The sequence below is a fragment of the Desulfuromonas versatilis genome, assembly GCF_019704135.1.
GTDB lineage: Bacteria > Desulfobacterota > Desulfuromonadia > Desulfuromonadales > NIT-T3 > Desulfuromonas_A > Desulfuromonas_A versatilis.
The window spans coordinates 1323210-1349047 of the sequence record NZ_AP024355.1 but is presented as its reverse complement, the minus strand read 5'-3'; the positions used below and the strand labels follow the sequence as shown (position 1 = coordinate 1349047).

At 62.3% G+C, this 25838-nt stretch carries 27 protein-coding genes; 11 read left to right on the top strand and 16 right to left on the bottom strand.

The features are described 5' to 3' along the window. Positions 1-181 precede the first annotated feature (181 nt). From DESUT3_RS06060 to DESUT3_RS06040, 5 genes are all read left to right on the top strand, one after another. Positions 182-694, top strand: a complete 513-nt coding sequence (locus DESUT3_RS06060; RefSeq protein ID WP_221251544.1) for a TRAP transporter small permease — start codon at positions 182-184, stop codon at positions 692-694. A 4-nt stretch (positions 695-698) separates the two neighbouring features. Next, entirely contained in the window at positions 699-1982 is a 1284-nt protein-coding gene (locus DESUT3_RS06055; protein WP_221251543.1) for a TRAP transporter large permease, read from the top strand. Positions 1983-2072: 90 nt separating this feature from the next. Further along, positions 2073-3056 carry a TRAP transporter substrate-binding protein gene (locus tag DESUT3_RS06050; protein ID WP_221251542.1) on the top strand — a complete coding sequence of 328 codons (984 nt, stop codon included), beginning with the start codon at positions 2073-2075 and terminating at the stop codon, positions 3054-3056. A 231-nt stretch (positions 3057-3287) separates the two neighbouring features. Continuing rightward, positions 3288-3776 (top strand): universal stress protein, encoded by a 489-nt coding sequence (locus tag DESUT3_RS06045; RefSeq protein ID WP_221251541.1) that lies wholly within the window; start codon positions 3288-3290, stop codon positions 3774-3776. Between the two features lie 112 nt (positions 3777-3888). After that, positions 3889-4872: a TAXI family TRAP transporter solute-binding subunit gene (locus tag DESUT3_RS06040; RefSeq protein WP_221251540.1), complete on the top strand. Its 984-nt coding sequence runs from the start codon at positions 3889-3891 to the stop codon at positions 4870-4872. Here the strand turns inward: DESUT3_RS06040 and DESUT3_RS06035 are convergent. After that, a complete protein-coding gene (locus tag DESUT3_RS06035; protein ID WP_221251539.1) occupies positions 4862-5221 on the bottom strand; it encodes a hypothetical protein in 360 nt (119 codons plus the stop codon). The genes DESUT3_RS06040 and DESUT3_RS06035 overlap by 11 nt on opposite strands. 108 nt (positions 5222-5329) lie before the next feature. Continuing rightward, positions 5330-5839: a ferritin-like domain-containing protein gene (locus tag DESUT3_RS06030; protein WP_221251538.1), complete on the bottom strand. Its 510-nt coding sequence runs from the start codon at positions 5837-5839 to the stop codon at positions 5330-5332. Between the two features lie 251 nt (positions 5840-6090). On the opposite strand from DESUT3_RS06030, the gene DESUT3_RS06025 reads away from it, so the two are divergent. After that, on the top strand, positions 6091-7641 hold the full coding sequence (locus DESUT3_RS06025; protein WP_221251537.1) for a phosphotransferase: 1551 nt from the start codon (positions 6091-6093) through the stop codon (positions 7639-7641). A 17-nt stretch (positions 7642-7658) separates the two neighbouring features. On the opposite strand, the gene DESUT3_RS06020 is transcribed toward DESUT3_RS06025, so the two are convergent. After that, the gene (locus DESUT3_RS06020; RefSeq protein ID WP_221251536.1) at positions 7659-8051 is read right to left on the bottom strand and encodes a phage holin family protein; all 393 of its coding nucleotides are present in this window, start codon (positions 8049-8051) and stop codon (positions 7659-7661) included. An 89-nt stretch (positions 8052-8140) separates the two neighbouring features. Here DESUT3_RS06020 and truC point away from each other — a divergent pair, with 89 nt between their 5' ends. The 5 genes from truC to DESUT3_RS05995 all read left to right on the top strand — a co-directional run bounded on the left by truC (position 8141) and on the right by DESUT3_RS05995 (position 10679). Continuing rightward, a complete protein-coding gene (truC, locus tag DESUT3_RS06015; protein ID WP_404827034.1) occupies positions 8141-8908 on the top strand; it encodes a tRNA pseudouridine(65) synthase TruC in 768 nt (255 codons plus the stop codon). Between the two features lie 67 nt (positions 8909-8975). After that, the gene (locus DESUT3_RS06010; protein ID WP_221251534.1) at positions 8976-9326 is read left to right on the top strand and encodes a DUF3147 family protein; all 351 of its coding nucleotides are present in this window, start codon (positions 8976-8978) and stop codon (positions 9324-9326) included. 13 nt (positions 9327-9339) lie between these two features. Further along, the gene (locus DESUT3_RS06005; protein WP_221251533.1) at positions 9340-9588 is read left to right on the top strand and encodes a hypothetical protein; all 249 of its coding nucleotides are present in this window, start codon (positions 9340-9342) and stop codon (positions 9586-9588) included. Between the two features lie 29 nt (positions 9589-9617). Further along, a complete protein-coding gene (locus DESUT3_RS06000) occupies positions 9618-10235 on the top strand; it encodes a pyroglutamyl-peptidase I family protein (RefSeq protein ID WP_221251532.1) in 618 nt (205 codons plus the stop codon). Between the two features lie 63 nt (positions 10236-10298). Beyond that, on the top strand, positions 10299-10679 hold the full coding sequence (locus tag DESUT3_RS05995) for an acyl-CoA thioesterase (RefSeq protein WP_221251531.1): 381 nt from the start codon (positions 10299-10301) through the stop codon (positions 10677-10679). 76 nt (positions 10680-10755) lie between these two features. Here the strand turns inward: DESUT3_RS05995 and DESUT3_RS05990 are convergent, their stop codons facing one another. The 13 genes from DESUT3_RS05990 to DESUT3_RS05930 form a co-directional block, all read right to left on the bottom strand. After that, the gene (locus DESUT3_RS05990) at positions 10756-11907 is read right to left on the bottom strand and encodes a sensor histidine kinase (RefSeq protein ID WP_221251530.1); all 1152 of its coding nucleotides are present in this window, start codon (positions 11905-11907) and stop codon (positions 10756-10758) included. 222 nt (positions 11908-12129) lie between these two features. After that, on the bottom strand, positions 12130-12609 hold the full coding sequence (locus tag DESUT3_RS05985) for a hypothetical protein (protein ID WP_221251529.1): 480 nt from the start codon (positions 12607-12609) through the stop codon (positions 12130-12132). Positions 12610-13096: 487 nt separating this feature from the next. After that, positions 13097-15514 carry a Lon protease family protein gene (locus DESUT3_RS05980; RefSeq protein ID WP_221251528.1) on the bottom strand — a complete coding sequence of 806 codons (2418 nt, stop codon included), beginning with the start codon at positions 15512-15514 and terminating at the stop codon, positions 13097-13099. Between the two features lie 3 nt (positions 15515-15517). Further along, positions 15518-16621 carry a dihydrolipoamide acetyltransferase family protein gene (locus DESUT3_RS05975; protein WP_221251527.1) on the bottom strand — a complete coding sequence of 368 codons (1104 nt, stop codon included), beginning with the start codon at positions 16619-16621 and terminating at the stop codon, positions 15518-15520. A gap of 664 nt (positions 16622-17285) precedes the next feature. Continuing rightward, the gene (locus DESUT3_RS05970) at positions 17286-17840 is read right to left on the bottom strand and encodes a ComEA family DNA-binding protein (protein ID WP_221251526.1); all 555 of its coding nucleotides are present in this window, start codon (positions 17838-17840) and stop codon (positions 17286-17288) included. Next, on the bottom strand, positions 17840-19420 hold the full coding sequence (gene cimA / locus DESUT3_RS05965; RefSeq protein ID WP_221251525.1) for a citramalate synthase: 1581 nt from the start codon (positions 19418-19420) through the stop codon (positions 17840-17842). The genes DESUT3_RS05970 and cimA overlap by 1 nt, the downstream gene beginning before the upstream one ends. Positions 19421-19524: 104 nt before the next feature. After that, a complete protein-coding gene (locus tag DESUT3_RS05960) occupies positions 19525-20757 on the bottom strand; it encodes an aspartate kinase (RefSeq protein ID WP_221251524.1) in 1233 nt (410 codons plus the stop codon). Between the two features lie 56 nt (positions 20758-20813). Continuing rightward, positions 20814-22229 (bottom strand): dihydrolipoyl dehydrogenase, encoded by a 1416-nt coding sequence (lpdA, locus tag DESUT3_RS05955; protein ID WP_221251523.1) that lies wholly within the window; start codon positions 22227-22229, stop codon positions 20814-20816. Continuing rightward, a complete protein-coding gene (gene tsaE / locus DESUT3_RS05950) occupies positions 22226-22717 on the bottom strand; it encodes a tRNA (adenosine(37)-N6)-threonylcarbamoyltransferase complex ATPase subunit type 1 TsaE (RefSeq protein ID WP_221251522.1) in 492 nt (163 codons plus the stop codon). Before tsaE ends, lpdA begins: the two co-directional genes overlap by 4 nt. Positions 22718-22720: 3 nt before the next feature. After that, positions 22721-23170, bottom strand: a complete 450-nt coding sequence (locus DESUT3_RS05945) for a CBS domain-containing protein (protein WP_221251521.1) — start codon at positions 23168-23170, stop codon at positions 22721-22723. After that, complete coding sequence (locus DESUT3_RS05940; protein WP_221251520.1) at positions 23157-24731, bottom strand: NAD(P)H-hydrate dehydratase; 1575 nt, start codon at positions 24729-24731, stop codon at positions 23157-23159. Before DESUT3_RS05940 ends, DESUT3_RS05945 begins: the two co-directional genes overlap by 14 nt. After that, positions 24728-25105, bottom strand: coding sequence for a holo-ACP synthase (gene acpS / locus DESUT3_RS05935; protein ID WP_318836028.1), 378 nt, complete (start codon positions 25103-25105; stop codon positions 24728-24730). The genes DESUT3_RS05940 and acpS overlap by 4 nt, the downstream gene beginning before the upstream one ends. 11 nt (positions 25106-25116) lie before the next feature. Then, on the bottom strand, positions 25117-25836 hold the full coding sequence (locus DESUT3_RS05930; RefSeq protein ID WP_221251518.1) for a pyridoxine 5'-phosphate synthase: 720 nt from the start codon (positions 25834-25836) through the stop codon (positions 25117-25119). Positions 25837-25838 lie beyond the last annotated feature (2 nt).

Genomic DNA, 25838 nt, shown 5'->3' with positions numbered 1-25838 from the left:
AAAAATGGCATCTTCCTTGCCTAATGGACTTGTGGGCCGACTTGGTAACTGCGTTATATTTGGCGTCAGCCATTCCCGGTCCTCCCTCCCCCGAGCCCATTCAGCGTGCCTGCGTCGGGCAAGAGCGCCCGCGCGGGGAGTGCCATACCCATGACATTTCAAGGAAGGACAGAGGCCGAGAATGTTTGACAGACTAGACAGGTACCTGGAAATTTTCAGCACCACCGTGATGATGATCACCATGTCGCTGGCGACCCTGGTGGCGTTCATCAACGTCGTGTTGCGCTACGGATTCAACATGTCGCTCAGTTGGGCGGGGGAGATGACCTCCTACCTGTTCATCTGGAGCGCCCTGTTCGGGGCCGCCTACGGCTTCAAGATAGGCATGCACCTGGGGGTGACCATCGTCATCCACAAACTCAAGCCGAAGGTCGCCAAGGTCGTACTGACCTTCAGCCTGCTGATCATTCTCGGCTACCTGCTCGCCCTGATCGTCTGGGGCTACAACTTCTGCGTCTTCAACTATGAACTCGAACAGTCCTCGGTCGACATGGGGATCCCCTTCTGGATCATCTACGGGTGTGTCCCGATCACCATGGGAATCGCCGCCTACCAGGTAATTCTGAAGATCGTCAAGCTCCTGAAAGTGCCGGGAGATGAATTTTCCTATGACATGGTTATGAAGGAGCATTGACCTGATGGCTACCCTGACTCTATTCGGACTGCTGGTGATTCTTCTGCTGATCGGGGTGCCGATCGCTGTCGCCCTGGGCCTTTCCACTACCGCGGCGCTGCTTCTGTTCACCGATCAGCCGACGCTGATCATCGCCCAGAAAATGTTCACCTCGCTGGACAAATTCGCCCTGATGGCCATCCCCCTGTTCGTCCTGGCCGGGAACTTTCTCTCCCAGGGGGGGGCGGCGGCGCGCATCATCCGCTTTGCCCGCTCGGTGGTCGGCCACCTGCCGGGGGGCCTGCCGATTTCGGCGATCTTCGCCTGCATCATTTTCGCCGCCGTAAGCGGCTCCTCCCCGGCGACCGTGGCAGCCATCGGTTCGATCATGATCGGCGCCATCCGCGAGGACGGCTACAGCGACAGCTTCTCGGTGGGCGGCATTGTCTGCGCCGGCTCGCTGGGGATCCTGATTCCGCCGTCCATTGTGCTGATCGTCTACGGGGTCACCGTCGACCAGTCCATCGGCAAGCTGTTCATGGCCGGGGTGGTTCCGGGGATCTTCCTTGGCGGGATGCTGATGGTTGTGACCTACATCGCCGCGGTAAGGGGTGGGTTCAAAAAGACCAAGGCCGCCTCCGGCAAGGAGATCTGGGTGGCCTTCAAGGATGCCGTCTGGGCGCTGCTGGTGGTCATCATCATCATCGGCGGCATCTACGGCGGCCTGTTCACCCCCACCGAGGCGGCCGCCGTCGCCGCGGTGTACGGCTTCATCGTGGTCAAGTTCATCTACCGCGATCTTTCCTGGAAACAGGTTCCCGACGTCATCAAGGCCTCCGCGGCAACCGCGGCGATGATCATGTTCATCATCGCCAACGCGATGATCTTCGCCTACATGCTGACTATCGAGCAGATTCCCCAGCAGCTGGCCGCCTGGATCATCGACATGAACCTGAGCAAGGTCACCTTCCTGATCTTCGTCAACCTGTTGTTGCTGCTGGCTGGCAACTTCATGGAACCCTCGAGCCTGATCATGATCATCGCGCCGCTAATCTTCCCGGTGGCCATGAAGCTCGGCATTGACCCGATCCACCTCGGGGTGATCATTACCGTCAACATGGAGATCGGCATGCTGACCCCGCCGGTCGGACTCAACCTGTTCGTGGCCAGCGGCATATCGGGGCTGAGCCTTGGCGACGTGGTAAAAGCGGCGATTCCATGGTTTTTCGCCTTGCTGATCGGCCTGCTGATCATCACCTACGTGCCGGCCATCAGCCTGTGGCTTCCCAACCTGATGTTCGGCCGTTAAAGCCCGGAAACACCACTCGAACGCCTGGGAGCTGGCCGGGGTCGTTGTGAACCTGGCCAGGCTCCCGCAAAAACAGAGGAGGAGTAACACATGCGCAAATTTGGATTTCTTGTCGGACTGATGATCCTGTCACTGGTTGCGGTACCCGCCATGGCAGCACCGGTAACCATCAAATTCTCCCACGTCGTAGCCGTCGACACCCCCAAGGGCCAGGCCGCGGAGTACTTCAAGAAGCTCGTGGAGGAGCGCTCCAATGGCGAGATCAAGGTTGAGGTTTACCCCAACGCCTCGCTTTACGACGATCGCGCCGCCCTCGAGGCGCTGAGCATGAACGCCGTGCAGATGGCCGCCCCCAGCTTTTCCAAGTTCACCACCTTCGTCCCCCAGCTCGAGCTGTTCGACCTCCCCTTCCTGTTCAATGACATCGACCACCTGCACCAGGTGCTCAACGGTGAAGTGGGCCAGAAGCTGCTCAACATGGTCGAGAAAAAAGGGATGGTCGGCATGGCCTATTGGGACAACGGCTTCAAGCAACTCTCCGCCAACAAGCCCCTGATCAAGCCTGAGGATGCTTCCGGGCTGAAATTCCGCATCATGTCCTCCAAGGTTCTCGAGGCCCAGTTCAAAGCCCTCGCCGCCAATCCCCAGGTGCTGCCCTTCTCCGAGGTCTACAGCGCCCTTCAGCAGAAGGTCGTGGACGCCTGCGAGAACCCGCTGTCCAACTTCTACACCCAGAAATTCTATGAAGTGCAGACCGATCTGACCATGTCCAACCACGGCTACCTCGGCTACATGGTGGTCGCCAGCAAGATTTTCTGGAAGAAGCTCAACGACGACCAGCGCGCGCTGATCACCCAGGCGATGAAGGAGTCCACCGAGTATGCCAACAAACTGGCGGTGGAACTGGATGAAAAGTACCTGGCCGAGATCAAGACCGCCGGCACTACCAAGATCCATGAGTTGACCCCGGAGCAGCGCAAGGCATGGAAAGACAAGCTGCTGCCGATCTATTCCGAGTTTTATGATGCCGTCGGCAAAGACCTGATCGAAGGGGCCCTGGCCGCAGGCAAATAAGGTCGGGGACTTCCACCAAAGCCAAGGGGAGGCACCAAGCCTCCCCTTCTTTCGTGGAACGGCTGACCTATCTCCTGTATTGGCGCTGAATCGGTGAGTCCGAAGCGGGCATTTGCGAAAGTCATTGACCTGCCTGGGCTTGCATTCGTTTCCCGCCCCGAGCCCACGGTTTCAGGTTATAGTGCTAAACTTATAGCGTAGCAACGACGGACCGGGAACAAGGAGAGTACCATGCTACCCAACTACAGCAATATTCTGGTGGCAACCGACCTGAGTCAAAACTCCGTTCACGCCTTCAAGCACGCCGTCATGATGGCGCGGCGCAACCAGGCGAAAATCCACCTGCTTCACGTGGTTCCAGAAGTCGACGCCTCGATGCGGGCCTACATCTCGGCGATGATGGTCAAGGGAAGCCTGGACAAGTTCGAGGCCCAGCACGAGGAGGAAGCGCGTCAGGAAATTCAGAAACGGTTGAAGAAATTCGCCGAGGACGAACTGGCCGACCACCCCGAAGACCTGCAGAGGATCGCCAGCATCGAGGTGTCCCATGGGCACCCGGTGGCCAAGATTCTCCAGGTTGCCGACCAGAACAAAATCGACGTGATCGTCATGGGTTCACACGGCAAGGGTGCCATCGAGCACGCCTTTCTCGGCAGCACCACGGAAAAGGTCCTGCGCAAATCCAAGCGACCGGTGTTCGTCATCCCCCTGCCGGACTGACGGTCGCGGTTTCCAATGGCAAATCCCCTGGGGGCCGGTTTGCGGCGCCCAGGGTCGTCTCTCCAAGCCTCCGGCGGCAATCCCTGCCGCGCGGCTACCCAGCGAACCGAGGATGAAGCGTAGCGCCTGCATCATCATTCTGACCCTGAACCTGCTGCTTCTGGCCCCCCTTACGATCTTCGGCCAGGCAGTGAAGCTCGAGTTGATTTTTTCGGGCGGCCCGACCGGGGGGACCTTCGACTTCTTTTCGGCAGGCATTGCCGAACACCTCTCGAGAAACGCCGGGAATCTGGTGGTCATCAACAGGACCTCGCCTGGATCGGTGGAGAACATCCGCCGAGTGAACGCGGGGGCCGCTGATTTTGCCATCGTTTATGCGGGCGACCTGTTTCTGGCCCGCCAGGGGAAACTGCCTCAGGACCAAAAAAAATATGAAGGGGTCCTCGCCATGGCCTCCCTTTACGACGCCCCCGCCCACCTGGTAACCCTGCGCAGCAGCGGCATAGATTCAGTGGCGAAGCTGGTCGGGAAAAGGGTGGCCGTCGGCGGGGTCGGTTCCGGCGCGGCGGCCTCCGCCGAGCGCTACTTCCGTTCCCTGGACCTCTGGAGCCGGATCGAGCCGCGGTTCATCGGCTACAGCCATGCGGCGAAAGCCCTGGCAGGTGAGCAGATCGATGCCCTGTGGATTTTGGCGGGAGTGCCCAACAGCGCGGTTGTTGAGCTGGCTGCCAGCCACGAGATCCGGTTTCTCGATATCCCGCCCCCGGCTGAAGAAGCCGATTTTTCTGCCCCCTTCCCCTTCTATTCCGAGGTTCTCATCCCCGCAGGCACCTACCCCGGCCAGGACAGGGCGGTGCAGAGTTTTCAGGACACCGCGGTCTGGGTCGCCGGCAAGCAGCTCAGGGCTGAACAGGTTTCGGCAGCGCTGCGGGAGGTCTTCTCCGCCGCCGGGCTGGTCCATCTGGCCAGAGTAAAGACCACGGCCCGGCAGATGCCCCGGGACGGAGGCCTCGAGAACATCCTGACCCCGCTTCACCCGGGAGCTGAACACTACTGGGATGAGCAGGCTACGGCCTCCGCCCTGCCTAGGGATTGATCCCCCGCCGCAACAGCTCCACCCGGACCTCGGTACGCCGTGCCCGCAGCGCCTCCGCCACGCTCCCGCCCCCCACATGCTGGGTAACCCCCACGCCGACCCCGCCGCCACGACCACCGCTGCCCACCCCGAAGCCGATGGAGGTTCCGCCGTAGCTGCCTTCCCGGCGCCGGATCTGCTCGTCGAGGTCGTAATAATAGGCCAACAGCTCGCTGTCGGACAGGGCTTTGAGGTCCTTCTCCGCCAGTTCGTCGACAGTCGGGGGGGCCTTATCGCGGGTTCCGCCAGCTGCGCAGCCCAGCAACAGGGCAACCAGCATCGCAAACGCCAAACCTGCGACTTTGTTCATGACAGGGCTCCTGCAACGATGTGGTGGGACGGCAAGCGGCAGGCAAAAACCGGTCAAGCCCTCCCGGTCGGGAGGGCTTGACGGGCGTGCCCACACCCCGGCTTCCGCTCAGCCTTCATAGCGGCCGAAATTGTGAAACTCATCCAGGTTGCTGAATTCGCCCCACGCCAGGTACTCGTTGGGGGCATTGACGAAATCGTAGATTTTCTCCAGGCTTTCCAGTTCCCGGTGCTCCTCGGCACCGATCTTTCTGAGCAGACCGCGAACCTCGTCGTTTTTTTCGCGCTCGGCTGCATCCCGGTAAAGCTGGCAGATCGCCTTTTCCACCTCGAGGACGTAATTGTAGGCGTCAAGGTCGGTTTCCATCCGCAGGGCGTCGTTGTCATCGAGCAACCCCTCGAAGATGTTGGCGGCATAATCCAGCACCCGGCTGTCTTCCATGGTGGTATTCTGCACCCGGCCGCGCATCGCCTGGAAGCGTCGCAGCAGCATCTCTTCATCCTTGGCCATCATGGAAAATATTCTGCGAATGCCCTTGTTTTCGGTTTTATTGGCCAGCCTGCGGTAATATTTCATGCCGCTGCGTTCGACATCCATGGCAAAATCAAACACATTCATAGCGGACTCCTTCTGTTTTCCAGGTCTCAGGGTTACGGTCCCCTCCGCACCCACAAGGCCAAAACCTTTACTAAACAGTGAGTTACACTGAATACCTTGATTGTATCCCCATTCCCTGACATGTCAAGAAACTCCCCCCAGATTCCACGCTTAAAGGATCATTGCGGGCAGGATATATTTTTTATCCGTTTATTGTAAAATCGAAGTGTCGCCCTGGTCAAACCTGTTCAAACCTCTAAGCTGAGGCATTCATGCTCATCGAAATGCACTGCCATACCCGGGAGCACTCGGCCTGCAGCCATATTGGAGCCCTGGAGTTGATTGAGCGGGTTTTCGCCAAGGGGCTGCAGGGAGTCGTGTTCACCGATCATCATTTCCTCTGGGACCCGCTCGAGCTGGCAAGGCTCCGGCGGCAGGCGGGGGTTCCCGACCACTTCCTGATCCTTTCCGGGCAGGAGACCTGTTCGGCCGAACTGGGCGACGTGCTGATCTACGGGGCCCGGGAAACCTTCGCCAGGGGGACGCCGCTGGCCCGGATCCGCCAGAGCGCTCCCGATGCCGCCCTGGTGTGGGCCCACCCCTATCGCAAGCAGCGCCTTCCCACAGCCGCCAAGCTGAACCATCCGCTGCTGGACGCCATCGAGATTTTCAACTCCAACCACACGGTCCGCGAGAACAGCCGGGGGCTCTGCGACTGGCACCGCCATCGCTTCACCGCCATCGCCGGCACCGATACCCACGGCGCCGACTACGCGGGGCTCTATCCGACCATCTTCGATCACCCGGTGAAAACGATCGACGAACTCGCGCTGGAAATCCGCCGGGGGCGCTGTCGCCCCTTTTTCAAGGAGATCCCCCGGGCCGGCTCCAAAAGCCAGGTCACCGAGGTCACCTTCGGCGCCAAGGGTCAGGACGAGGTCCGCGAACGCATCATCATCCAGACCCTGGACAGTTCCTACAAGTGGCGTTCCGCCGAACGGGCCCACAAAATCATGGCGGCCATCGCCGCGCAGGGATTCAGCGAGGGGCGCTTCCGCGTGCCGCGGGCCATCGACGAGGACCCCGCCACGCGCACCCTGATTCAGCAGGGGCTGCGGGGCAAATCCCTTTTCGACAAACTGCTCAAGGCCCCGGTGGAGGATGGCCAGCACTTCGTGCGCCTGGCGGCTTGCTGGCTTGCCCGCCTGCACAACGGCCGCCTGCAGCTCACCCCGGCGGGGGAGTTCGCGGAGCGCGAGCAGAAACGGCTGGAAAATTATGTCAAGCGCTTCAGGGAGATCGACCACCCCCACACCCGCCGTGCCGAGGAGATCATGGAACGCATCGCCGCCGAGGAGCAGCGCCTGGGTGTCGAGCAGCCGGAGCTGCTGATCCAGGGGCACGGGGATTACCACCCGAAAAACATCTTCATCGGCCAGGACAACCTGGACAATCCCAACACCCTGTTCGTCGCCGCCATCGATTTCGAAAGCTCCTTTCGCCTGCCGCCGGCCTTCGACGTCGGCTGTTTCCTTGCCCAGTTCCGCAACCAGTTCTTCAGGCACCCGCAGGTTCTCGAAAACTGTCCCGAGGCGGTGTTTCTCGACGCCTACCTCGAACACCGGGAAACCCCGGCGGCGGATTTCCTGCGCCAGGTCGAACTCTACCGGGCCCGCACCAACCTTGGCATCGCCGCGTTCCTGATTAAGGTTGGGCTTGGCGACAGCGCCGACCTGTGGCGGGTGCTGGTCGAAGCCGAACAGGCCCTGACCATGGTCGACGGGGCGAGCTCGGGGCAGCTCCCCGAAGCGGGCGCAGGGTAAGCCGTCTCGCCCGGAGCCTACTCCCAGCGACCGCCGCGTCGCTGCAGGGCGATGACCTCGACCCGCCCCTGGTCGCTGACCAGGGTGGTCAACAGCCAGCTCACCAGGCTGATGATCAGCGAACCGAACACCGCGGGCCAGAAGCCCTGCACCACAAAGCCTCCGACCACCCCGCTGACCATCATCAGCAGCAGCGCATTGATGACGAAAGTGAACAGCCCCAGGGTGAGAATGTTGAACGGCAGGGTCAACAGCAGCAGCACCGGGCGAAACAAGGCGTTCAGAATGCCCAGCAGGGCGGCGGCGAACAGGGCGGAAAAGAACCCCGTCACCTCCACCCCCTCCAGCAGGTAGGCAGCTGCCAGAATGGCGAGGGTCTGGATGCCCCAGCGAATCAGCAGTCCGGGCATGGCGTTCTCCTTCTTGACGAATGGGCTGGGTGGTTTTACTCTACCGCTCGCTTCAGTATAACAAGAACCCCGCTCCCCTGGAGGCCAACCTGGAGACTCTCGATCTGATCTACCGCGACGAGCACTGTGTTGCCGTCAACAAGCCGGCCGGGCTGCTGGTCCACCGAAGCGAAATCGACCGGCGGGAAAAGCGCTTCGCCATCCAGATGGTCCGCGACCAGATCGGCCAGCGGGTCTACCCGGTGCACCGCCTCGACAAGCCTACGTCGGGGGTGCTGTTGTTTGCCCTGACCCCGCAGGCGGCCAGAAGCCTGAGCGAGGCCTTCGGCGGGGGGCGGGTGCGCAAGAGCTACCTGGCGGTGGTGCGAGGGGTTCCCGAGGCCCAGGGGGTGATCGATCACCCCCTCAGCGAAGAGCTCGACCGGATGAGCGATGCCCGCGCCCGGCAGGGAAAAGGCCCCAAGCCCGCCGTCACCGGATTCCGCCGGCTGGCCGAGGTGGAACTCCCCTTCGCCGTGGGACGCTACCCCAGCAGCCGCTATGCTCTGCTCGAGGCGTATCCCCGGCAGGGGCGCAAGCACCAGATCCGGCGCCATTTCAAGCATATCTTCCATCCCATCATCGGCGACACCAAGCACGGCGAAGGGCGGCACAACCGCTTTTTCAGAGATCATTTCGCCTGCCACCGCCTGCTGCTTTCCGCCGTGGAGCTCTCCTTTCCCCACCCGGCGAGCGATTGCGAGATCACCCTACGGTCCCCCCTGGACCGCGACTTTCTGCGGGTGCTGGAGCAGCTTGGCTGGCAGAAAGCGCTCCCCACGGGCTGGATGGGCCAGCAGGAACGCGGGCGGGGGTGAGCCACAGGGAGGAAAAATCGGCTATGCTTGAAGAGCGACCGACCTTTTCGCGCAAGTCTGGGAAAACATGGCCTATTACCTGGTAAAGATCGTCCTGACGACGCTGTTGGTGGTCGCCGTCTCCGAGATCGCCAAACGCAGCACCCTGCTGGGCGCCCTGCTTGCCTCGGTGCCGCTGGTCTCGGTGCTCGCTCTGCTGTGGCTCTACCTGGAAACCGGCAGCACCGAGCAGGTGGCGAAACTCTCCGCCGGCATTTTCTGGCTGGTGCTCCCTTCGCTGTCGCTGTTCGTGCTGCTGCCGCTGCTGCTGCGCCAGCAGGTCGGCTTTTTCTGGGCGCTGGGAGCCTCCATGGGGGTGATGATCGCGCTGTACCTGCTGCTCATCCTGCTGCTGCGCCAATTCGGCGTGCACTTCTAGTCGGGCAGGGAACATGACGGGAAAGGGGAAACCCAAACGGCTGAAAGCGGTGCTCTGGTTCGGCACCCTGAGCGGGCTGTTCGCCGGAGCCGTGGCCATGTATGCCGCCTGGCTGCTTGCCGGCGGCGAGCAAGTGCGCTCCGGCGCCGGCATCCAATGGGGCTCCTGGCTGCGTATCGGCGCACTCTGGGCACTGCTGGTGGGGGGGATGGTGATGCTGACCGCCTGGGCCCTGAGCGGCTTTTATCCCCCCAGGGAATGAGCGATGGGCGTTTGGCTGCGAGGCGTGTCATGACCGTTCTGATCAGCGGATTTCGCCGAGCCGACGGCGCAGCGAATGCCTCCGCCCTGCTGGTCGATTCGCTGCGCCGGGATCTGCCCGAAGAGTTGCGCCTCCAGGCCCGACTGCTGCGGTTTGAACTGCTCGATTACGATGAGGCCGCCGATGGCCCGAGCCAGCAGGCGCGCCTGCAGCGCCAGCTGAGTGAAATTCTCAGCAGGCACGCTCCGCAGATCTGCCTGTTCACCGGCCAGGCGCCGGGACGTAACCGCATCTCCATCGAGCGGCTGGCCCTGAACCTGTTTGGCGGGGAGGTCATCGAGCCCGGCGGTCCGGTCGGCTGCTGGAGCACGCTGCCCGACCTGCCGAGGTTAGCGGGGCTGCTGCTGAAGCATGGCATCCCCGCTGAACTCTCCAGCCATGCCGGAACCTATCTCTGCAATCACCTGCTCTACTCGGCGCTGCGCCTTGCCCAGATGCAGGGCGGGGGGCCGCTGGCGGGGTTCGTGCACCTGCCCGTCAATCCCCTGCAGCTCGACAGCTACCCGGGGGACCCCTTCATGCCTCTGGAGATGGTCCGAAAAGCCATCAGCCTGATAGCTCTGCAGATCATCGAAGGCTGCGGCTGAGAAACTGTTTCCGCGGGCTTCGGCCTTGACCCCGGGCAAGTTACCCATCGAAAAAGGAGCGGCATGGACAATTTCACCATTGTACGAACCGAGCACCTCAATCACCACGGCTACCTGTTCGGGGGAGCGCTGCTCAAGTGGATCGACGAATACGCCTGGCTGGTCGCTTCCCTTGATTTCACCGGCTGCACGCTGGTGACCATCGCCATGGACGACATCCAGTTCAAGCACCGGGTGCGCAACGGCTCCATCCTGCGTTTCAGCATCCTGCCGCAACGGCAGGGGAGGACCTCGGTGACCTATGGCGTGGAGGTGTTTGCCGACGAACCGGGGGGGCCGGAGGAGAAAAAGGTTTTCTCCACCACCATAACCTTCGTCCGTGTCGATGAGGAGGGGAACAGTCAGCCGCTGCCGAAGTTGGAGCGCATGCGCTCCGAGGGGTGAGCCGACCCCGGAAACAGCCAGGCGAGACAGACCACGGGGCCCGCCTCGCCTGGCTTTCAGTTCCCTGCAGCAGGAATCAGTTCTTGGAGAATTTTTTCGGGTAGCGTGCCCAGAAGGTGGTGCCGGCTTTCTCGGTGCTGTTAAAGCCAACCTCACCGTTGAGCAGTTCACTGAGCAGTTTCATGCTGTAGGTTCCCAGCCCCCGCCCGGGGCCCTTGGTAGAAAAGGAGCGACGGAAAACCTGGAGCTGAGCCTCGGGGGGCATGGCGGCGGGGTTGTGCACCCGGAACTCGACCCCCGTGCTGCTGCGGCCGCACCACAGGGTCACTGTCTCCCCCGGAGAGGAGGCTTCCAGGGCATTTTTTATCATGTTGCCGATTACCCGGCCGACCAGGGTTTCATCGCTGGTAAACATGACATGCTCGCTCTCTGGATCCACCAGAAGGCGGCGATCTTTGGCCACCTCGTGATGCCGGAACAGTTCGGCAGTCTTCACCAGCGCCATTTTGGCATCGAGCAGTTCGGGGTCCAGATGCAGTTCATGGTTCTCGGCAGCGGTAATGGTGCGCTGGGCTTCGATTTCGTCGATCACCCTCCCGGCGGTAGCGTGGATCAGGTTGAAGATCCCCTGCTTGTCGGCGGGATCGTAATCCCGGAGCAGTTCGGCAAAGCCCCGGATACTGCCGGCCACGTTGAGGATGTCGTGGAAAAATATCCGCTCCAGGGTGCGACGACGTTTTTCATGGGTGATATCGGAAACGGCAAAGATGCAGAATTTTTCTTCTTCGAACTCCAGGGGGGTCACCCAGACCCTGAGATTCAGGGACTCGGTCCGGCCGTCTACGGTGCGGGTGATGCAGCATTCGCGCACATCCCGCTGACCCGAGAGCCCTGCCAGGATGGCCAGCACCGCGCCACAGGTGTTGCAGGCCTCGCCGGTACCGCACCCCGCCGGGGCCTCGCCGGTTTCGTGGCAGCCCAGGACCTCGCCCGGCCGCAGGCCATGGATCATCGCCTCGTCACCACTGCCGACCAGTTCCACCAAGGCGCGATTGGTGTAGATGATCTGCCGTTGCCGGTTGAGGATCATCAGGATGTTGGGGACGGCATCGAGGAGGTGTTTGGTGATGAAGTCCTCACGGAAATAATCGGCCTGGCGCTTGATGGTGCAAGCGTCGGCCCGATGGGGAGGGGCGAAGCGGGTTTCTTCGGTGCGGGCTGTGTCCATGGGCGCCAGTCCTTCGGCCGGAGAGAAAATTAATTCCGCCCATTTGACCACAGGTACCGGTCTAAATGCAAGTTGCCAATGGTTTCCTGCGAAATTGCTGGCTGGGGAAAAGGCGTGACCGCACACATAAGACCGCACCCCCAAGGGGCAGAGCAAAGGGACAAGGCAGGCCCCTGGCCCGGGAGCGGCAGAAGAAGGGTTGAGGTGGATCGGCCAGTTTGATCAGAAGCGGATGGTGACCTTGGCCTGGATGGAAAACTCCGAATCCCGCGGTTCAAAAAATTCCTGGGTAACCAGCCCCCTCAGGGCGATTTTGCTGTGTTCGCCCAAAGCGCGGCTGAGGTTGAGTTCCAGCCCCCCCTTGACGTATTCAAAGTTCCCCCGGGTCTCCCAGCGCACCAATGGCGGCTCTTTTTTCTTCCGCAGAACCTCCACGACCCGGTCGTCGGGATCCAGGGTTTCAATGAGCAGGGTCCTTTTGTCCTTTTCGTAGGCGATGCGGCCGGAATACCGGGTGAGGTCCTTGATTTTCTGCGCCATCTTCCTCATCGCCTCCTCCACGTCCGGGGCATAGCGCACCAAGACCTCGCTGGCGAGAGCCCGGGCCGCATCATATTTGCCGGAGGGCTCTTCATCAACCTCGCCGGCAAGCACCTTCAGTGGATACATCAGTGCCATCAGGAGCAACAGCAACGTTTTCATATCCCACTCCCTTCAACAGCATACGTTCAATCCTGCCGGGAATGGAAAGTGATGCCGGTCTGGTCGGTGTAGTGGCCGGCTCGGAACCCCTCCGGAGAACCCGGCAGGTCTTGGCCTTTGCAACCCTGCCTTTGGGTTTTTCAAACTGCATAAACCCCGCCAACTGATTTATGTGGTTTGATTATCATAATTTTACAGGAAAAATGCTCAAGAACGAGGCCCGCCCCTGTATTTTTTTCCGACAGGGCCTGTAAAGCTTTTTTACATCGCGGGGTTGCCGCCCAAGTTCGCCCGCCCATTTCGGGTCCATTGTCGGAATGATCCCGGCTCCCGAAACGAAAAGGGGGTTGGAGGGGGGCTCTACTGAAGGGAAGGATTGGAGCTTTGCCTTTACGCACGGATGGCATTGACTCCGCCGTTACGGCATCGGGATGGGTCGGGCACCAGGCCGGGGGGATGGGGATCCGCCAGGAACGAAAGCTGCCCCTCAGGAATCTTCCTTGCCGTTTTTTTCGCTCCCCTTGCCGAATCTGCGGATCGCTTCGGCCATCTCCAGCAGGCGTTGGTCGACCCGCTGGTTTACGCTTCCCTGGGGCCAGCAGCCGTCTTCCTGCCGGGTGCCGGCCGCAACGCCGGTGAGGATTTCGATCCCTTCGTCGACGGTGGATATGGCCCAGACGTGAAACCTGTTTTCGCGCACGGCGTCGACAACCTCTTCTTTGAGCAGGAGATTCTTCACGTTCTGCACCGGGATGATCACCCCCTGGCCTCCAGTCAACCCCTTGGCCTTGCACACGGCATAAAAACCCTCGATTTTTTCGTTGACCCCGCCGATGGGTTGAATCTGCCCGCGCTGGTTGACCGAGCCGGTAACGGCGATCTCCTGGCGCAGGGGCAGAGCGGCGAGGGAGGAGAGCAGCGCGTAGAGTTCGGCGGAGGAGGCGCTGTCCCCCTCGACCCCCCCGTAGGACTGTTCGAAGCAGACCGATCCGGCCAGGGCAAGCGGCTTGTCCTGGGCGTAGCGGTCGCCGAGAAACCCGCTCAAAATCATCAGCCCCTTGTCATGGATGGGTCCGGAGAGCTTGGCCTCGCGCTCGATGTTGACCACCCCGGCCTTGCCCAGAAAAGTGCGGGCGGTAACCCGCGACGGCTTGCCGAAGGCGTAATCGCCCAACAGGTAGACCGAGAGCCCGTTTACCTGCCCGACCACCTCGCCCTCGGTATCGACCAGCAGGGAGCCCTCCTCGATGGCCTCCTGGATACGCTCCTCGACCTTGTTGGAGCGGTAGATCTTGGCCTCGACCGCGAGATTGACGTGCTCCTCGGAGACCCGCTCGCGACCCTGCTGCTCGGCATAGAAAGAGGCCTCGCGAATCAGGTCGGCGATGTCGATAAAGCGCGAGGAGAGCTTTTCCTTGTCCTCGATCAACCGCGCCGAGTACTCGACCACCCGGGCCACCCCCGAGGGGTCGAAATGCTTCAGTTGCTCCTCGCGGCACTTGGCACCGATAAACAGGGCGTACTGCTGCACATTCTCCCAGGTGTTTTTCATCATGAAATCGAAATCGGCCTTGACCTTGAAGTACTTGCGAAAATCGGGATCCAGCCGGTAGAGCAGGTAATAGAACAAGGGCGTGCCGATCATGATGATTTTGCACTTCAGGGGGACCGGGTGGGGCTTGAGGGAAACCGTGGCGAACAGGCGAAACTGCTCGGCCATGTCCTCGATCTTGACCTCCTTGTTGCGGATGCAGCGCTTGAGCGCCTCGTAGGAGAAGACATTCAGCAACACCTCCCGGCAGTCGAGGATCAGATACCCGCCGTTGGCCCGGTGCAGGGCCCCCGCCTTGATCATGGTGAAATTGGTGGTGGCGCCCCCCATGTGGATGACATGCTCGATACGCCCGAAGAGATTGAAATAGGTGGGGTTGGCCTCGTAGACCACCGGCGCCCCCTGGAGGTCGCGGTTGTCAATGAACAGGTTGATGCGGTAGCGGTCGAAGGATGGCTCCTGGCCGCCCTGCTTCAGGCCCGGCAGAGAAATCTGCGGGCCCTGGGCGGGGCGAAACTCGTCAATGCGCTCGAGGATGTCCTTTTTGCACCCCTGGAAGTGATCGAGCACCTCCTGCTGTTCCTGGTATTTTTGTTCCAGTTCCTCGAACAGGTGGCCCACGGCGAACAGCAGGATCTCCTTTTCCATGGACAGGGTGGCCTCGCGCAACTCCTTTTCCAGGTCTCGCCCCTTGCGCAGTACCTCGTTGAGCCGCTCCTGCAGGCCGGTCCCCTTTTCGTCGAGGGCCGCCTTCTCCTCATCGGGGAGATCTTCGTAATCCTGCTGGGATATGGGGTGCCCGTCACGCAGCGGCACCAGCACCATGCCACTGACCGAGCGCTGCAGCAGGAACCCCTCCTCGTTGGCCTGCTCCTCGAGCTCCTGAAAAAGCTTGCGGTTTTTCTCCTGGTAATCGCCGGAGATCCGGTTTTTCTGCTGTTCGTACTCCTTACTTTCGAAAACCTTGGGAATCTCTTCTGCCAGCCTGGCCACCAACTCTTCGACGTCTCGGTGCAGATCCCGGGCAAGCCCGGCCGGCAGGGGAATGCAGCGGGGACGGGTTGCGTCTTCGAAATTGTTGAGGTAGCACCAGTCGCTGGGAACGGACTCCCCGCCGGCTCGCGCTTTGAGCAGCTTTTTTATCGTCGAGGAGCGCCCGGACCCAGGCTCGCCGATCAGGAAGAGGTTGAACCCGCTGTCCTTGATGCCGAGGCCGAATTCGATGGCGGTCATGGCGCGGGACTGGCCGATGGTCCCTTCCAGCTCGGGGAGCTCCTCGGTGCTCTGGAACTCGAACTGGAGGGGGTCGCAGCGCCAGGACAGTTGCTGGGGATCAAGACGGTTCGCTTTCACGGTTCAATTCCCCTCCGTTCCGTAATTACAGGTCACCAGGGTGACGGGCGCTTCAAGATAGCTCTTGAGCGTGGCCAGGAATTCGGCGGCGTCGGCGCCGTCGAGAATGCGATGGTCCGCCGAGAGGGTCAGCCTGAGCATTGGAGCGATCCCCGGCTCGCCGTTGTCGTCCACCACCACCTCCCCCTTGATTGTTCCCACCGCCAGAACCGCGGCCTGGGGCGGGGTGATGATGGCGCTGAAAGACTCCACGCCGAGCATCCCCATGTTGGAGACGGTGAAGGTCCCCCCTTCCAGGTCATCCTGGCGCAGCTGTCCCAGGTGGGAGCGGGCCGCCAAATCAGCCGCCCTGCGACTGATTTCCTTGAGGGACAGTTGGCCACAGTCCTTGAGCACCGGGCTGTAGAGTCCTCGCTCGGAGGCCACAGCCATGGCCAGATTGATCGTTTTCTGCTCCACCGCCTCGCCCTCCATCCAGAGGCTGTTGACCCAGGGATGCTCCTGAAGCGAACGGGCCACGGCCGCGAGGACGAAATCATTGACCGAAACCTTCAAATCCTTGCGGAACTTGATCACGTCGGTCATGTCGACGGCAATGGTGACGAAAAAATGCGGAATGCTCTGCCAGCTCTCGACCATTTTGCGAGCCAGAATCCTGCGGATTCTCACAGCTTTTTCAGCCTTTCGCGGCTCTGCGGTTCCCGGGCCGCTCTCCGGGGTGCGGCCGGCGGCTGCCCCGGCCAGATCCAGTGCATTGCCCTCAACCCCGCCAAGCGCCCGCCGTCCGGCCGGGCTGCGCACGCCGACCTTGTCCAGGTCAGCCCCCCGGGGCCGAGCGGTTCGTCCTTGGGCCACCTGGGGCACGCTCCCCGTACCAGCGAAAACGGCAATGACCCACCCTACCCTGACCGACTCTCCCGCATCGACCCTCAAGGCGGCCACCACCCCGTCCTCGACCGCCTCCAGCACCATGGCCGCATCTTCGGCCCGAATATCGGCAATGATATCCCCCTTGGCCACCCGATCCCCCTCTTTGATACGCCAGTTGAGAATCGTCCCCTCCACCATGGTATCGCTGAGCTTGGGCATGGTAACTTCAACCGCCATCTGGTTCCTCCATATCAATCAGCAGGGGTGAAGCCTGCTCGACACCTGAACCGGCGATGCCAACCGGTCTCCTCTTTCCGCCCCGGGCTCAACGCAGGACGCCTCTCCGATACGCCAAAGAGGGATGCCTGGTCCAACAGCCCAGTCAGGCACGACAGATTCCTCGAGCACGTCGGCAGGCCTCGAATCGGCTTGGGCAACGCTAAAATTCTAACAACCCCGGGAGCATTGACAAGTCGCCGTGACCCTGGCAAGCGCACCAAATAAAAAGGCCGGAGAACATCTCCGGCCTTTGGTCTTATATTGATTTGCAGCTGGCGCTGACTGATCAGCCAAGCACCAGGTTATGGTTGCGGGCCCGGTTGGCCAGAATGGTAGGATCAACAACCTCCCCACAGGAACAGCATTTCCATGCATCGAAGGACCGTACGAAATCGTAGTATTTCTCAGCGTACATCCTGCCGCGGCATTTCGGACATTTCATGGTTTTCCCCCTTGCAAGTAATGTGGTTTGCGCTATTGTTCATTTAGGTGTGGCTGGTTAGTACGGTCCTATCAATTACACGAGACGTGCCAGCTCCACCAGGTGCGCCATCAGCATGGAGAACAAATCTTCATTACGCTTTATTTTTTCGTTTATTTTCAGCAAGTTAAGGTTAACGGCTTAGCCTCCGAAAAATTTCTTCCAGGCCTCCATACGCCGCTCTCCAATCCCCCGGACCCGCCGGAGCCCCTCAAGGGCTCCAAAATCGCCATTCGATTGACGCTCCAGCTCGATTCGTTCAGCCAGTTTCGGGCCAATGCCCGGTAGCGCCTGCCAGTCCGTGCAAACCATGCGATCGGGATGCAGCGGAATCCCCAGCGCCATCCGCTGTTCGGCAGGCATCCATTTCAATTCAATTTCAATGACTTGCTCTTCTAATGCCAGGATTTCCAGGGCTTCGCCCGGGAGCAGGATGTGCTCGGGATCTGCCCCGCAAATCTCCTTTCCGGCCCCAAACGGGACCGTCATTTCAATGGCGCCCGCCAGAGTGCAACCGTCATAAAATTGATGGAGGCCCGGCCTGGGAAATCCCGATCCCAACAGGACCCAGATACCCTCGCCCTCTCTGACGAAAAAGGCCGGGGGGTTTTCCTCGTGGAAAACCGCCCGGCCAGATTGCAGCAGCAGGTAAAAGCACAGCAGAAGCACCAGCGCCGTGGTGCCGCGCGGTACCATCAGCCTTTCTTTTCCTCCAGGTCCTTGACCAGTTTGTAGATCAGCGCATCCACCAACGCCTGGTAGGAGGCGTCGATGATGTTGTCGCTGACCCCCACGGTCCCCCAGCGGCCATCCTTGTCCCCGGATTCGATCAGTACCCGGGTGATCGATGCGGTCCCCTTGCCCGCCGGCAGCACCCGCACCTTGTAATCGAGCAGGCGCATTTCCCTGATCTGGGGATAGAACTTCTCCAGCGCCTTGCGCAGGGCGTTGTCCAGGGCGTTGACCGGACCGCTACCCTCGGCCGCGGTGTGTTCGATCTTGCCGCCGACCTTGACCTGGATGGTCGCCTCGGACAGCGGCATCTCGTCCTCGTGGCGGCGGCTGTCGATGACCCGGAAGCCGATCACCGAGAAGAACTGGCGCAGGGTCCCCAGGGCGCGGCGCATCAGCAGTTCGAAGGAGGCCTCGGCACCTTCGAACTGGAACCCCTTGTTCTCCATCTCCTTGAGGTTCTCGAGGATCTCCTGGGTGATGGGATCCTTGCTGTCGAGGTTGATGCTGAACTGCTCGGCCTTGGCCAAAATGTTGGAACGCCCAGAAAGGTCCGAGACCAACACCCGGGTGACGTTGCCGACTTGTTCGGGGCGAATGTGCTCGTAGGTCTCGGGGTGGCGCTGGATGGCCGAGACATGTACCCCGCCCTTGTGGGCAAAAGCTGAATTGCCGACGTAGGCCTGGTGCTTGTTGGGCACCAGGTTGGCCAGCTCGTAGATGTAGCGCGAGGTCGAGCGCAGGGCCTTGAGTTGGGCGTCGTTGACGCACTCCCGGCCCATCTTCAGGCGCAGCGCCGGGATGATGGAGCAGAGATTGGCGTTGCCGCAGCGCTCCCCGAAGCCGTTCATGGTCCCCTGGACATGGACGATGCCGTGCTCGACGGCCACCAGCGAATTGGCCACCGCACATTCGCTGTCGTTGTGGGTGTGGATCCCCAGGTCCGTGGAAACGGCCTTTTTCACCTCGGCGAGTATCGCCGGCAGCTCGTAGGGAAGGGTTCCGCCGTTGGTGTCGCAGAGCACGATGCAGTCGGCGCCTGCGTCCTGGGCCGCTTTGAGGGTCTTCAGGGCATACTCGGGGTTGGCCTTGTAGCCGTCGAAGAAGTGCTCGGCATCGTAGATGACCTCGGCCACGTGCTGCTTGAGATAGGCCAGCGAGTCGTAGATGAGCTCGAGGTTCTCCTCCAGGCTGATGCGCAGCGCCTCGTGAACGTGAAAATCCCAGGTCTTGCCGAAGATGGTAACCACGTCCGGCTCGGCCTGGACCAGGGTACGGATGTTGGCATCCTTGTCCGGGGTGGTCTTGGCCCGGCGGGTCGAGCCGAAGGCGGCGATCTTGGTCTGCTTGAGGGAAACCTTCTTGACGTCCTTGAAAAAAGCGATGTCCTTGGGGTTGGAGCCGGGCCAGCCGCCTTCGATGTAGTGGATGCCGAGTTCGTCCAGCTTCTGGGCGATGCGGATCTTGTCCGCCACCAGGAAGGAGACATCCTCCGCCTGGGTTCCATCTCTCAAGGTGGTGTCATACAGTCGGATCAGGCTCATTGCATTTCATCCCCTGCTATGGACAGGCAGGGCCGGCTCCTCCCGAAGAGGAAAAGACCGGCCCTGCCCGAGACTACAAAGCTACTTCAGTGGTCCGTCGCGGATTATTCAGGCTTGACGTCTTTCTTGGACAGGCCAAAGGCCTCGTGCAGCACGCGTACCGCCAGCTCGGTGTACTTGGCGTCGACGATGCAGGAGACCTTGATCTCGCTGGTGGAGATCATCTGGATGTTGACCCCTTCCTGGGAGAGGGTCTGGAACATCTTGCTGGCGATACCCGAGTGGGAGCGCATGCCGACGCCGATGATGGAGACCTTGGCGATGTTCTCGTCGCTGCGCACGCCGCCGGCGCCGATCTGCTTGGCGGTCTCCTCGACGATCTTCAGCGACTTTTTGAAATCGGCCTTGGGCACGGTGAAGGTCATGTCCGTGTAGCCGTCGTGGGAGACGTTCTGGATGATCATGTCCACGGTGATGTTGGCGTGGGACAGGGGGGTGAACAGCAGAGCGGCGATCCCCGGTTTGTCGGGGACGTGCATCACGGAAATTTTGGCTTCATCCTTGTTGTAGGTAATCCCCGAAACCAGAACGGTCTCCATATCAGCATCCTCCTTCATCACCAGCGTACCTGGATTGTCGTTGAAACTGGAACGGACGTGGACCACCACGCCGTATTTCTTGGCAAACTCCACCGAGCGGATCTGCAGGACCTTGGCTCCGAGCGAAGCCATCTCGAGCATCTCGTCGTAGGAGATCTTGTCGATCTTGGAGGCGTCGGGCACCATCCGGGGATCGGTGGTATAGACCCCGTCGACGTCGGTGTAGATTTCGCACACGTCGGCCTTGAGTGCCGCCGCCACTGCCACCGCCGAGGTATCGGAGCCGCCGCGGCCGAGGGTGGTGGTGTTGCCTTCCTTGTCCACCCCCTGGAAGCCGGCCACCACGATGATGTTGCCGTTCTTCAAGTCTTCGCGGACCTTTTTGTCCTCGATTTTTTCAATGCGGGCCTTGGAGAAGGAATTGTCGGTCCAGATAGGGATCTGGTGCCCCATGTAGCTTTTCGCCTTGTACCCCATGGACTGCAGGCACATGGAGAGCAGCGCGATGGTGACCTGCTCGCCGGTGGCGACCAGCACGTCGTATTCCCGCTCGCTGGGGAATTCGCACATCTCGTTGGCCAGGGCCACCAGCTTGTTGGTTTCGCCGGCCATGGCCGAAACGATCACCACGACATCATTGCCGTCGTCGTAGGTCTTGGCTACGCGACGGGCCACGTTGCGAATTCTTTCAATAGTACCGACGGACGTTCCGCCGTACTTCTGCACGACAAGGGCCATAGTTCCCTCTTCCTCCTTTTTGCAAAAAGGCGGCCGTGATGGTCGCCGTACGCACTCTAATTTTTGGACGATGCCCGCTCGCGGGTCTTGCGGCTGACCTTGTGCACCGCCACACCCTCACAATCCTCGGCCGCCTCCATGATCATCTCCGGCAGCGTCGGGTGGGCGTGGATAGCGTGGGCCAGTTCGGCGACGCTCAGGCCGTTGTGCATGGCGGTCGAGATTTCCGAGATCAGCGACGAGGCTTCGTTGCCGGCGATCACCGCGCCGAGAATCCGGCCATCTGCCTCGGCAGCCAGGACCTTCACGCTGCCCCTGGGCTCGCCGTCGCACAGCGCCTTGCCCGAGGCCTGGTAGGCGAACCGCCCGGCCCGGTAGGCCAGCCCCTTTTCCTTGCATTGTTCCTCGGTCAGTCCGACCTGGGCGATCTCGGGCAGGGTGAAGATCACGCTGGGCACGGTGCTGTAGTCGACCCGCACATCGCCCCCCAATGCGTTATCCACCGCAACGGCGGCCTGGTAGGAAGCGACATGGGCCAACTGGATGCCGCCGGTCACATCGCCGATGGCATAGACGTTCTCGAGGCTGGTGCGCAGGCGCTCATCGACCACCACGGCGCCCTTCTCCACCTTGATCCCGGCCTCTTCCAGGCCCAACCCGGCGCTGTTCGGCACCCGACCCACGGCGACCAGCGCCTTTTCCACGTTCAGGGTTTCGCCGCTGGAGAGTCGTGCGCTCACCGCGCCATCGCCGACCTCCAGGCTCTCCACCGAGGTGCCGGTATGGACCTTGACCCCGCTTTCCCTGAACGCTTTCTCCAGTTCCCGCACCGCCTGACGATCGGTGTAGCTGAGCAGTTGCGGAAGCTGTTCGACGAGGGTGACCTCAGTGCCCAGGGTTCCGAAAATACTGGCAAACTCGCAGCCGATGTAGCCACCGCCGATAATTAACAGGCTCTTGGGAAGCTCTTTAATAGCAAGAATTTCATCGCTGGTCAAAATATTTTTCCCGTCGATGGGCAGGGCTTTCGGGCGGGCGGAAACCGACCCCGTTGCGAGGATAATCTGCTTGGCCCGGATATGTCCGACCACGTCCTTGCAGCGGATTTTGACCCGCCCCGGGCCCTCGATGGAACCGCGCCCGCGAAACACCTCGATGCCGTTGCCCTTGAGCAGTTGCTCGATGCCGCCGACCAGGGTCGCCACGATCTTGTCCTTGCGCTCGGCCACCAGGGCATAATCGATTCGCGGCTCCTCGACGAGGATGCCGTGGGCGGCGGCATGGCGAATCCGCTCCAGGGTATGGGCGGTGCTGCACAGGGCCTTGGTCGGGATACAGCCGCGGTTCAGGCAGGTGCCACCCACCTTGTCCTCTTCGATGACACAGACCTTGGCCCCCTTCTGGACGCCGCGGATGGCGGCGACGTAGCCGCCGGGACCGGCGCCGATGACGGCGAGATCGAACTCGATCATTTATCACCCCTTTTCTGCTGCCACTGCACCGCCAGCTTCTCCAGTTCCTTTTCGGCCGCCGTCCCCCTGGCCCGCAACGCGATGCTGCGGCGCTGTTCATCCAGGTACTCCAGGTGCAGAACCAGTCCCGGCAGCTTCAGATCGGGGAAGCGGTCCGCCCACTCCACGACGGTCACCCCGTCGCCGGCCACCACTTCGTCGAACCCCAGGTCATCGAGATCATCCGGGTGGTTGAGCCGGTACAGATCGAAGTGGGCCAGTTCGAGCCGGCCGTGATACTGGTTCATCAGGGTGTAGGAGGGGCTGGCCACCGCTTCCTCCGCCGGGACGTCGAGCCCGCGGGCGAACCCCTGGGTGAAACAGGTTTTGCCTGCGCCCAGATCGCCCGAGATCAGCAGGGTCATCGGCCCGCTCAGCAGACTGCCGAGCAGCCTGCCCAGCTCCCGGGTCTCTTCCGGCGAGGCTGTGGTCAGGACAAGTTCGCGCAAGGGCTATTTCCCCATGGAGCGGATAATGTCGAGGCGGGCCACCACCCCGACCAGCTTTTCTTCCTCCACCACCGGGACCAGGTGCGCCGCATGATCGACCATCAGCGCGGCAACCTCGCTGACCGGGGTTTCCGGGGTGCAGGTGACCACTTCGCGGGTGCAGATCTCGCCCACCGTGCGAGCGGTGATCCGGGCGACTTCGTCCTTGAAGTTCTTCTCGCTCTCCAGGTAGAAAACCCAGTCGAAGATGGAGATGACCGTGGGGATGTGCAGGGGCTTGTCCTGTTCCACCAGGTCGGTCTGGGTGACGATCCCCTGTAGCCTTCCCTGATCGTCGACCACCGGCATGGCATTGACGTTTTTCTCCTCGAACAACCGGCCAAGCTCCTCGAGACCGGTATCCAGGGTCACCGAGTACACCTCGGTGGTCATGATATCTTTAGCCTTGAGCATTGCATTCTCCTTGTTGAGTTAATTCCCGTCTGGCTGCGGGCAACTCCCTGAGCAGGTCGGAGGCGGTCATGCCTGCCTCGCCAAGGGTTTTCCGCAGCCGGTCGGCGGCCAGCCCGTGCAGGAAGACTCCCAGCACGGCCGCCTCTTCGGCCGGGCTTCCCTGGGCGATCAACCCGGCGATCAGCCCGGTCAGCACATCCCCCATGCCCCCCGTGGCCAGCCCCGGGTTGCCGCTGGCATTGATCCGCAGCCGCCCGTCGGGCAGGGCGATGACGGTACGCGCCCCCTTGAGCACCAGCACGGCCCCGTAGGCCGTGGCGAAGCGCCGGGCGACGCCGAGCCGGTCCGCCTCGACCTCGGCGATGCTCAGCCCGGTCAGCCGCGCCATCTCCCCCGGGTGGGGGGTGAGCACCGCCGTCCCCGCGGTGCGTTGGTTCAGAATAGCAGGTTTTCCCTCCAGGGAGTTGAGCCCGTCGGCGTCGAGCACCACCGGCAGCGGACATTCGCGCACCAGGTGGCGCACCAGGGCCCGGGTCTCGTCGGCCAGACCGAGTCCCGGCCCGATGGCCAGCACCTGCTTGCCGGCCCAAAGCTCGCGGACCTGCTCCTGGGCCTGCAGGCTCAGGCCGCCGTCGACCTCGTCGAGGGGCGCGGTCATCGCTTCGGTGAGCTTGACCTCGAGGGTCGGGTGGATCGAGCGCGGGCAGCCGACCGTCACCAGGCCCGCCCCGGCCCGCAGAGCCCCTTCGGCGGTCATGGCGGCCGCGCCGGACTTGCCCGTGGAGCCAGCCACCACCAGCAGGTGCCCGAAGGTCCCCTTGTGCCCCGCGGCCGGCCGCGCCGGCAACAGCGCCGCAGCTTCGCCGGCCTCCACCAGCAGGTGCCGGTCGGGAAGCGCCCGGCTGAGCGCGGCGGGGATGCCGATTTCCGCCACGGCCAGCTCCCCCACCCGCTCGGCGGCCGGGTAGACTGCCAGCCCCACCTTGGCGGCGGCAAAGGTGACGGTCAGGTCGGCCCGCACCGCCTTGCCGAGAATGCGCCCGGTGGTGGCGTCCACCCCCGAGGGGACATCCACGGCGAGCACCCTGGCGCCGCTGGCGTTGATCCAATCGACGGCCCGGGCGTAAAGCCCCCCCACCTGGCTGGAGAGCCCGGTGCCGAGCAGGGCGTCGACGATCAGCGCCGGTGGCTCCTGGCGCTGCAGGGCTTCGGCCAGGGCGGCGGCGTCGGCTGCGAACTCAACCGCGCCGCCGAGCTTGAGCAGGACCTCGAGGTTGATGCCCGCGTCGCCGCCGATCGCCTGGCGCTCGCCGAGGACCAGGGTCCGCACCCGCCAGCCGAGATCGAGCAGGCAGCGGGCGATGACGTAGCCGTCGCCGCCGTTGTTCCCCTTGCCGGCCAGCACCAGCACCGGCCCGGGGCGCAGCGAGCCGAAACGGCGCAGCAGGTGCGCCACCGCCTGGCGGCCGGCGTTCTCCATGAGCACGGCGCCGGGAATGCCGACCTGTTCGATGGTCTGCCGATCCAGTTCCCGCACCTCTTCGGCCGTCAGCAGCTTCATGGCTTCTCCAGCACCACGTTGGCCACGCCGTAATCGCCGTCGTGGCTGTAGGACAGATGGAGGGCGCTCAGCCCACGCTCGGCGAAGATCTCCGCGGCCCGCCCGGTAAGACGCAGCGAGGGGGCGCCCAGCTCGTCACGGACCACCTCCATGTCCTGCCAGCTGATTCCCTCGCGCAGCCCCAGGCCGAGGGCCTTGAGGAAGGCCTCCTTGGCCGCGAAGCGCACCGCCAAATGGGGCGCCGGGTCTTTCTTGCCCAAAGAGTAGGCCTTCTCCCCCGCGGTAAAGATCCGGTCGATCACCCCGGCCTTCCCCTCGGCGAGAAACCTGCGAAAACGCTCGACACGGGCCAGGTCGATGCCGATCCCCGCCACCGCAGACAAGCTCAGCCCCCCTTGACCAGGGTAACCATCTCGCGCACCGCCCGCTCCAGGCCGACCAGGACGGCGCGGGAGATGATGCTGTGGCCGATGTTGAACTCCTCCACCCCGCCCAGCGCCAGCACCGGGGCGATGTTGCGGTAGTCGAGGCCGTGGCCGGCGTTGACCCCCAGCCCCAACTGGTGACCGGCCTGGATGGCGGCCTCGATCTTGTCCAGTTCGAGCTGGCGGGCGACAGGGCCGGCGGCTTCACAGTAAGTGCCAGTATGAATCTCGATGTAGTCGGCGCCGACCTGCCGGGCGGCCTCGATCTGCGCCCGGTCGGGATCGACGAACAGGCTGACGCAGATCCCCCCCTGCACCAGCCGGCCCACCTGGCGGGTGAGCAGATCGCGGTTACCCAGCACATCGAGCCCCCCCTCGGTGGTCAGCTCCTGGCGCTTCTCGGGCACCAGGCAGACGCAATGCGGCTTGACGCGCAGGGCGATCTCCACCATTTCGTCGGTGGCGGCCATCTCCAGATTGAGCCGGGTTTTGACCGTGCGGGCCAGCAGCTCCACGTCGCGATCCTGGATATGGCGGCGATCCTCGCGCAGATGCACGGTGATCCCTTCGGCGCCGGCCAGTTCGGCCAGGGCGGCGGCGGTCACCGGGTCGGGCTCGCTGGTGCCCCGGGCCTGGCGCACCGTGGCGACATGATCGACGTTGACTCCCAGCCTGGCCATGC

Excerpts from the sequence above, each read along its gene's own strand:
- DESUT3_RS06060 (WP_221251544.1), top strand. The coding sequence starts at position 182 with ATGTTTGACAGACTAGACAGGTACCTGGAAATTTTCAGCACCACCGTG.
- DESUT3_RS06055 (WP_221251543.1), top strand. The coding sequence starts at position 699 with ATGGCTACCCTGACTCTATTCGGACTGCTGGTGATTCTTCTGCTGATC.
- DESUT3_RS06050 (WP_221251542.1), top strand. The coding sequence starts at position 2,073 with ATGCGCAAATTTGGATTTCTTGTCGGACTGATGATCCTGTCACTGGTT.
- DESUT3_RS06045 (WP_221251541.1), top strand. The coding sequence starts at position 3,288 with ATGCTACCCAACTACAGCAATATTCTGGTGGCAACCGACCTGAGTCAA.
- DESUT3_RS06040 (WP_221251540.1), top strand. The coding sequence starts at position 3,889 with ATGAAGCGTAGCGCCTGCATCATCATTCTGACCCTGAACCTGCTGCTT.
- DESUT3_RS06035 (WP_221251539.1), bottom strand. The coding sequence starts at position 5,221 with ATGAACAAAGTCGCAGGTTTGGCGTTTGCGATGCTGGTTGCCCTGTTG.
- DESUT3_RS06030 (WP_221251538.1), bottom strand. The coding sequence starts at position 5,839 with ATGAATGTGTTTGATTTTGCCATGGATGTCGAACGCAGCGGCATGAAA.
- DESUT3_RS06025 (WP_221251537.1), top strand. The coding sequence starts at position 6,091 with ATGCTCATCGAAATGCACTGCCATACCCGGGAGCACTCGGCCTGCAGC.
- DESUT3_RS06020 (WP_221251536.1), bottom strand. The coding sequence starts at position 8,051 with ATGCCCGGACTGCTGATTCGCTGGGGCATCCAGACCCTCGCCATTCTG.
- DESUT3_RS06010 (WP_221251534.1), top strand. The coding sequence starts at position 8,976 with ATGGCCTATTACCTGGTAAAGATCGTCCTGACGACGCTGTTGGTGGTC.
- DESUT3_RS06005 (WP_221251533.1), top strand. The coding sequence starts at position 9,340 with ATGACGGGAAAGGGGAAACCCAAACGGCTGAAAGCGGTGCTCTGGTTC.
- DESUT3_RS06000 (WP_221251532.1), top strand. The coding sequence starts at position 9,618 with ATGACCGTTCTGATCAGCGGATTTCGCCGAGCCGACGGCGCAGCGAAT.
- DESUT3_RS05995 (WP_221251531.1), top strand. The coding sequence starts at position 10,299 with ATGGACAATTTCACCATTGTACGAACCGAGCACCTCAATCACCACGGC.
- DESUT3_RS05990 (WP_221251530.1), bottom strand. The coding sequence starts at position 11,907 with ATGGACACAGCCCGCACCGAAGAAACCCGCTTCGCCCCTCCCCATCGG.
- DESUT3_RS05985 (WP_221251529.1), bottom strand. The coding sequence starts at position 12,609 with ATGAAAACGTTGCTGTTGCTCCTGATGGCACTGATGTATCCACTGAAG.
- DESUT3_RS05975 (WP_221251527.1), bottom strand. The coding sequence starts at position 16,621 with ATGGCGGTTGAAGTTACCATGCCCAAGCTCAGCGATACCATGGTGGAG.
- DESUT3_RS05970 (WP_221251526.1), bottom strand. The coding sequence starts at position 17,840 with ATGGTACCGCGCGGCACCACGGCGCTGGTGCTTCTGCTGTGCTTTTAC.
- cimA (WP_221251525.1), bottom strand. The coding sequence starts at position 19,420 with ATGAGCCTGATCCGACTGTATGACACCACCTTGAGAGATGGAACCCAG.
- DESUT3_RS05960 (WP_221251524.1), bottom strand. The coding sequence starts at position 20,757 with ATGGCCCTTGTCGTGCAGAAGTACGGCGGAACGTCCGTCGGTACTATT.
- lpdA (WP_221251523.1), bottom strand. The coding sequence starts at position 22,229 with ATGATCGAGTTCGATCTCGCCGTCATCGGCGCCGGTCCCGGCGGCTAC.
- DESUT3_RS05945 (WP_221251521.1), bottom strand. The coding sequence starts at position 23,170 with ATGCTCAAGGCTAAAGATATCATGACCACCGAGGTGTACTCGGTGACC.
- DESUT3_RS05940 (WP_221251520.1), bottom strand. The coding sequence starts at position 24,731 with ATGAAGCTGCTGACGGCCGAAGAGGTGCGGGAACTGGATCGGCAGACC.
- DESUT3_RS05930 (WP_221251518.1), bottom strand. The coding sequence starts at position 25,836 with ATGGCCAGGCTGGGAGTCAACGTCGATCATGTCGCCACGGTGCGCCAG.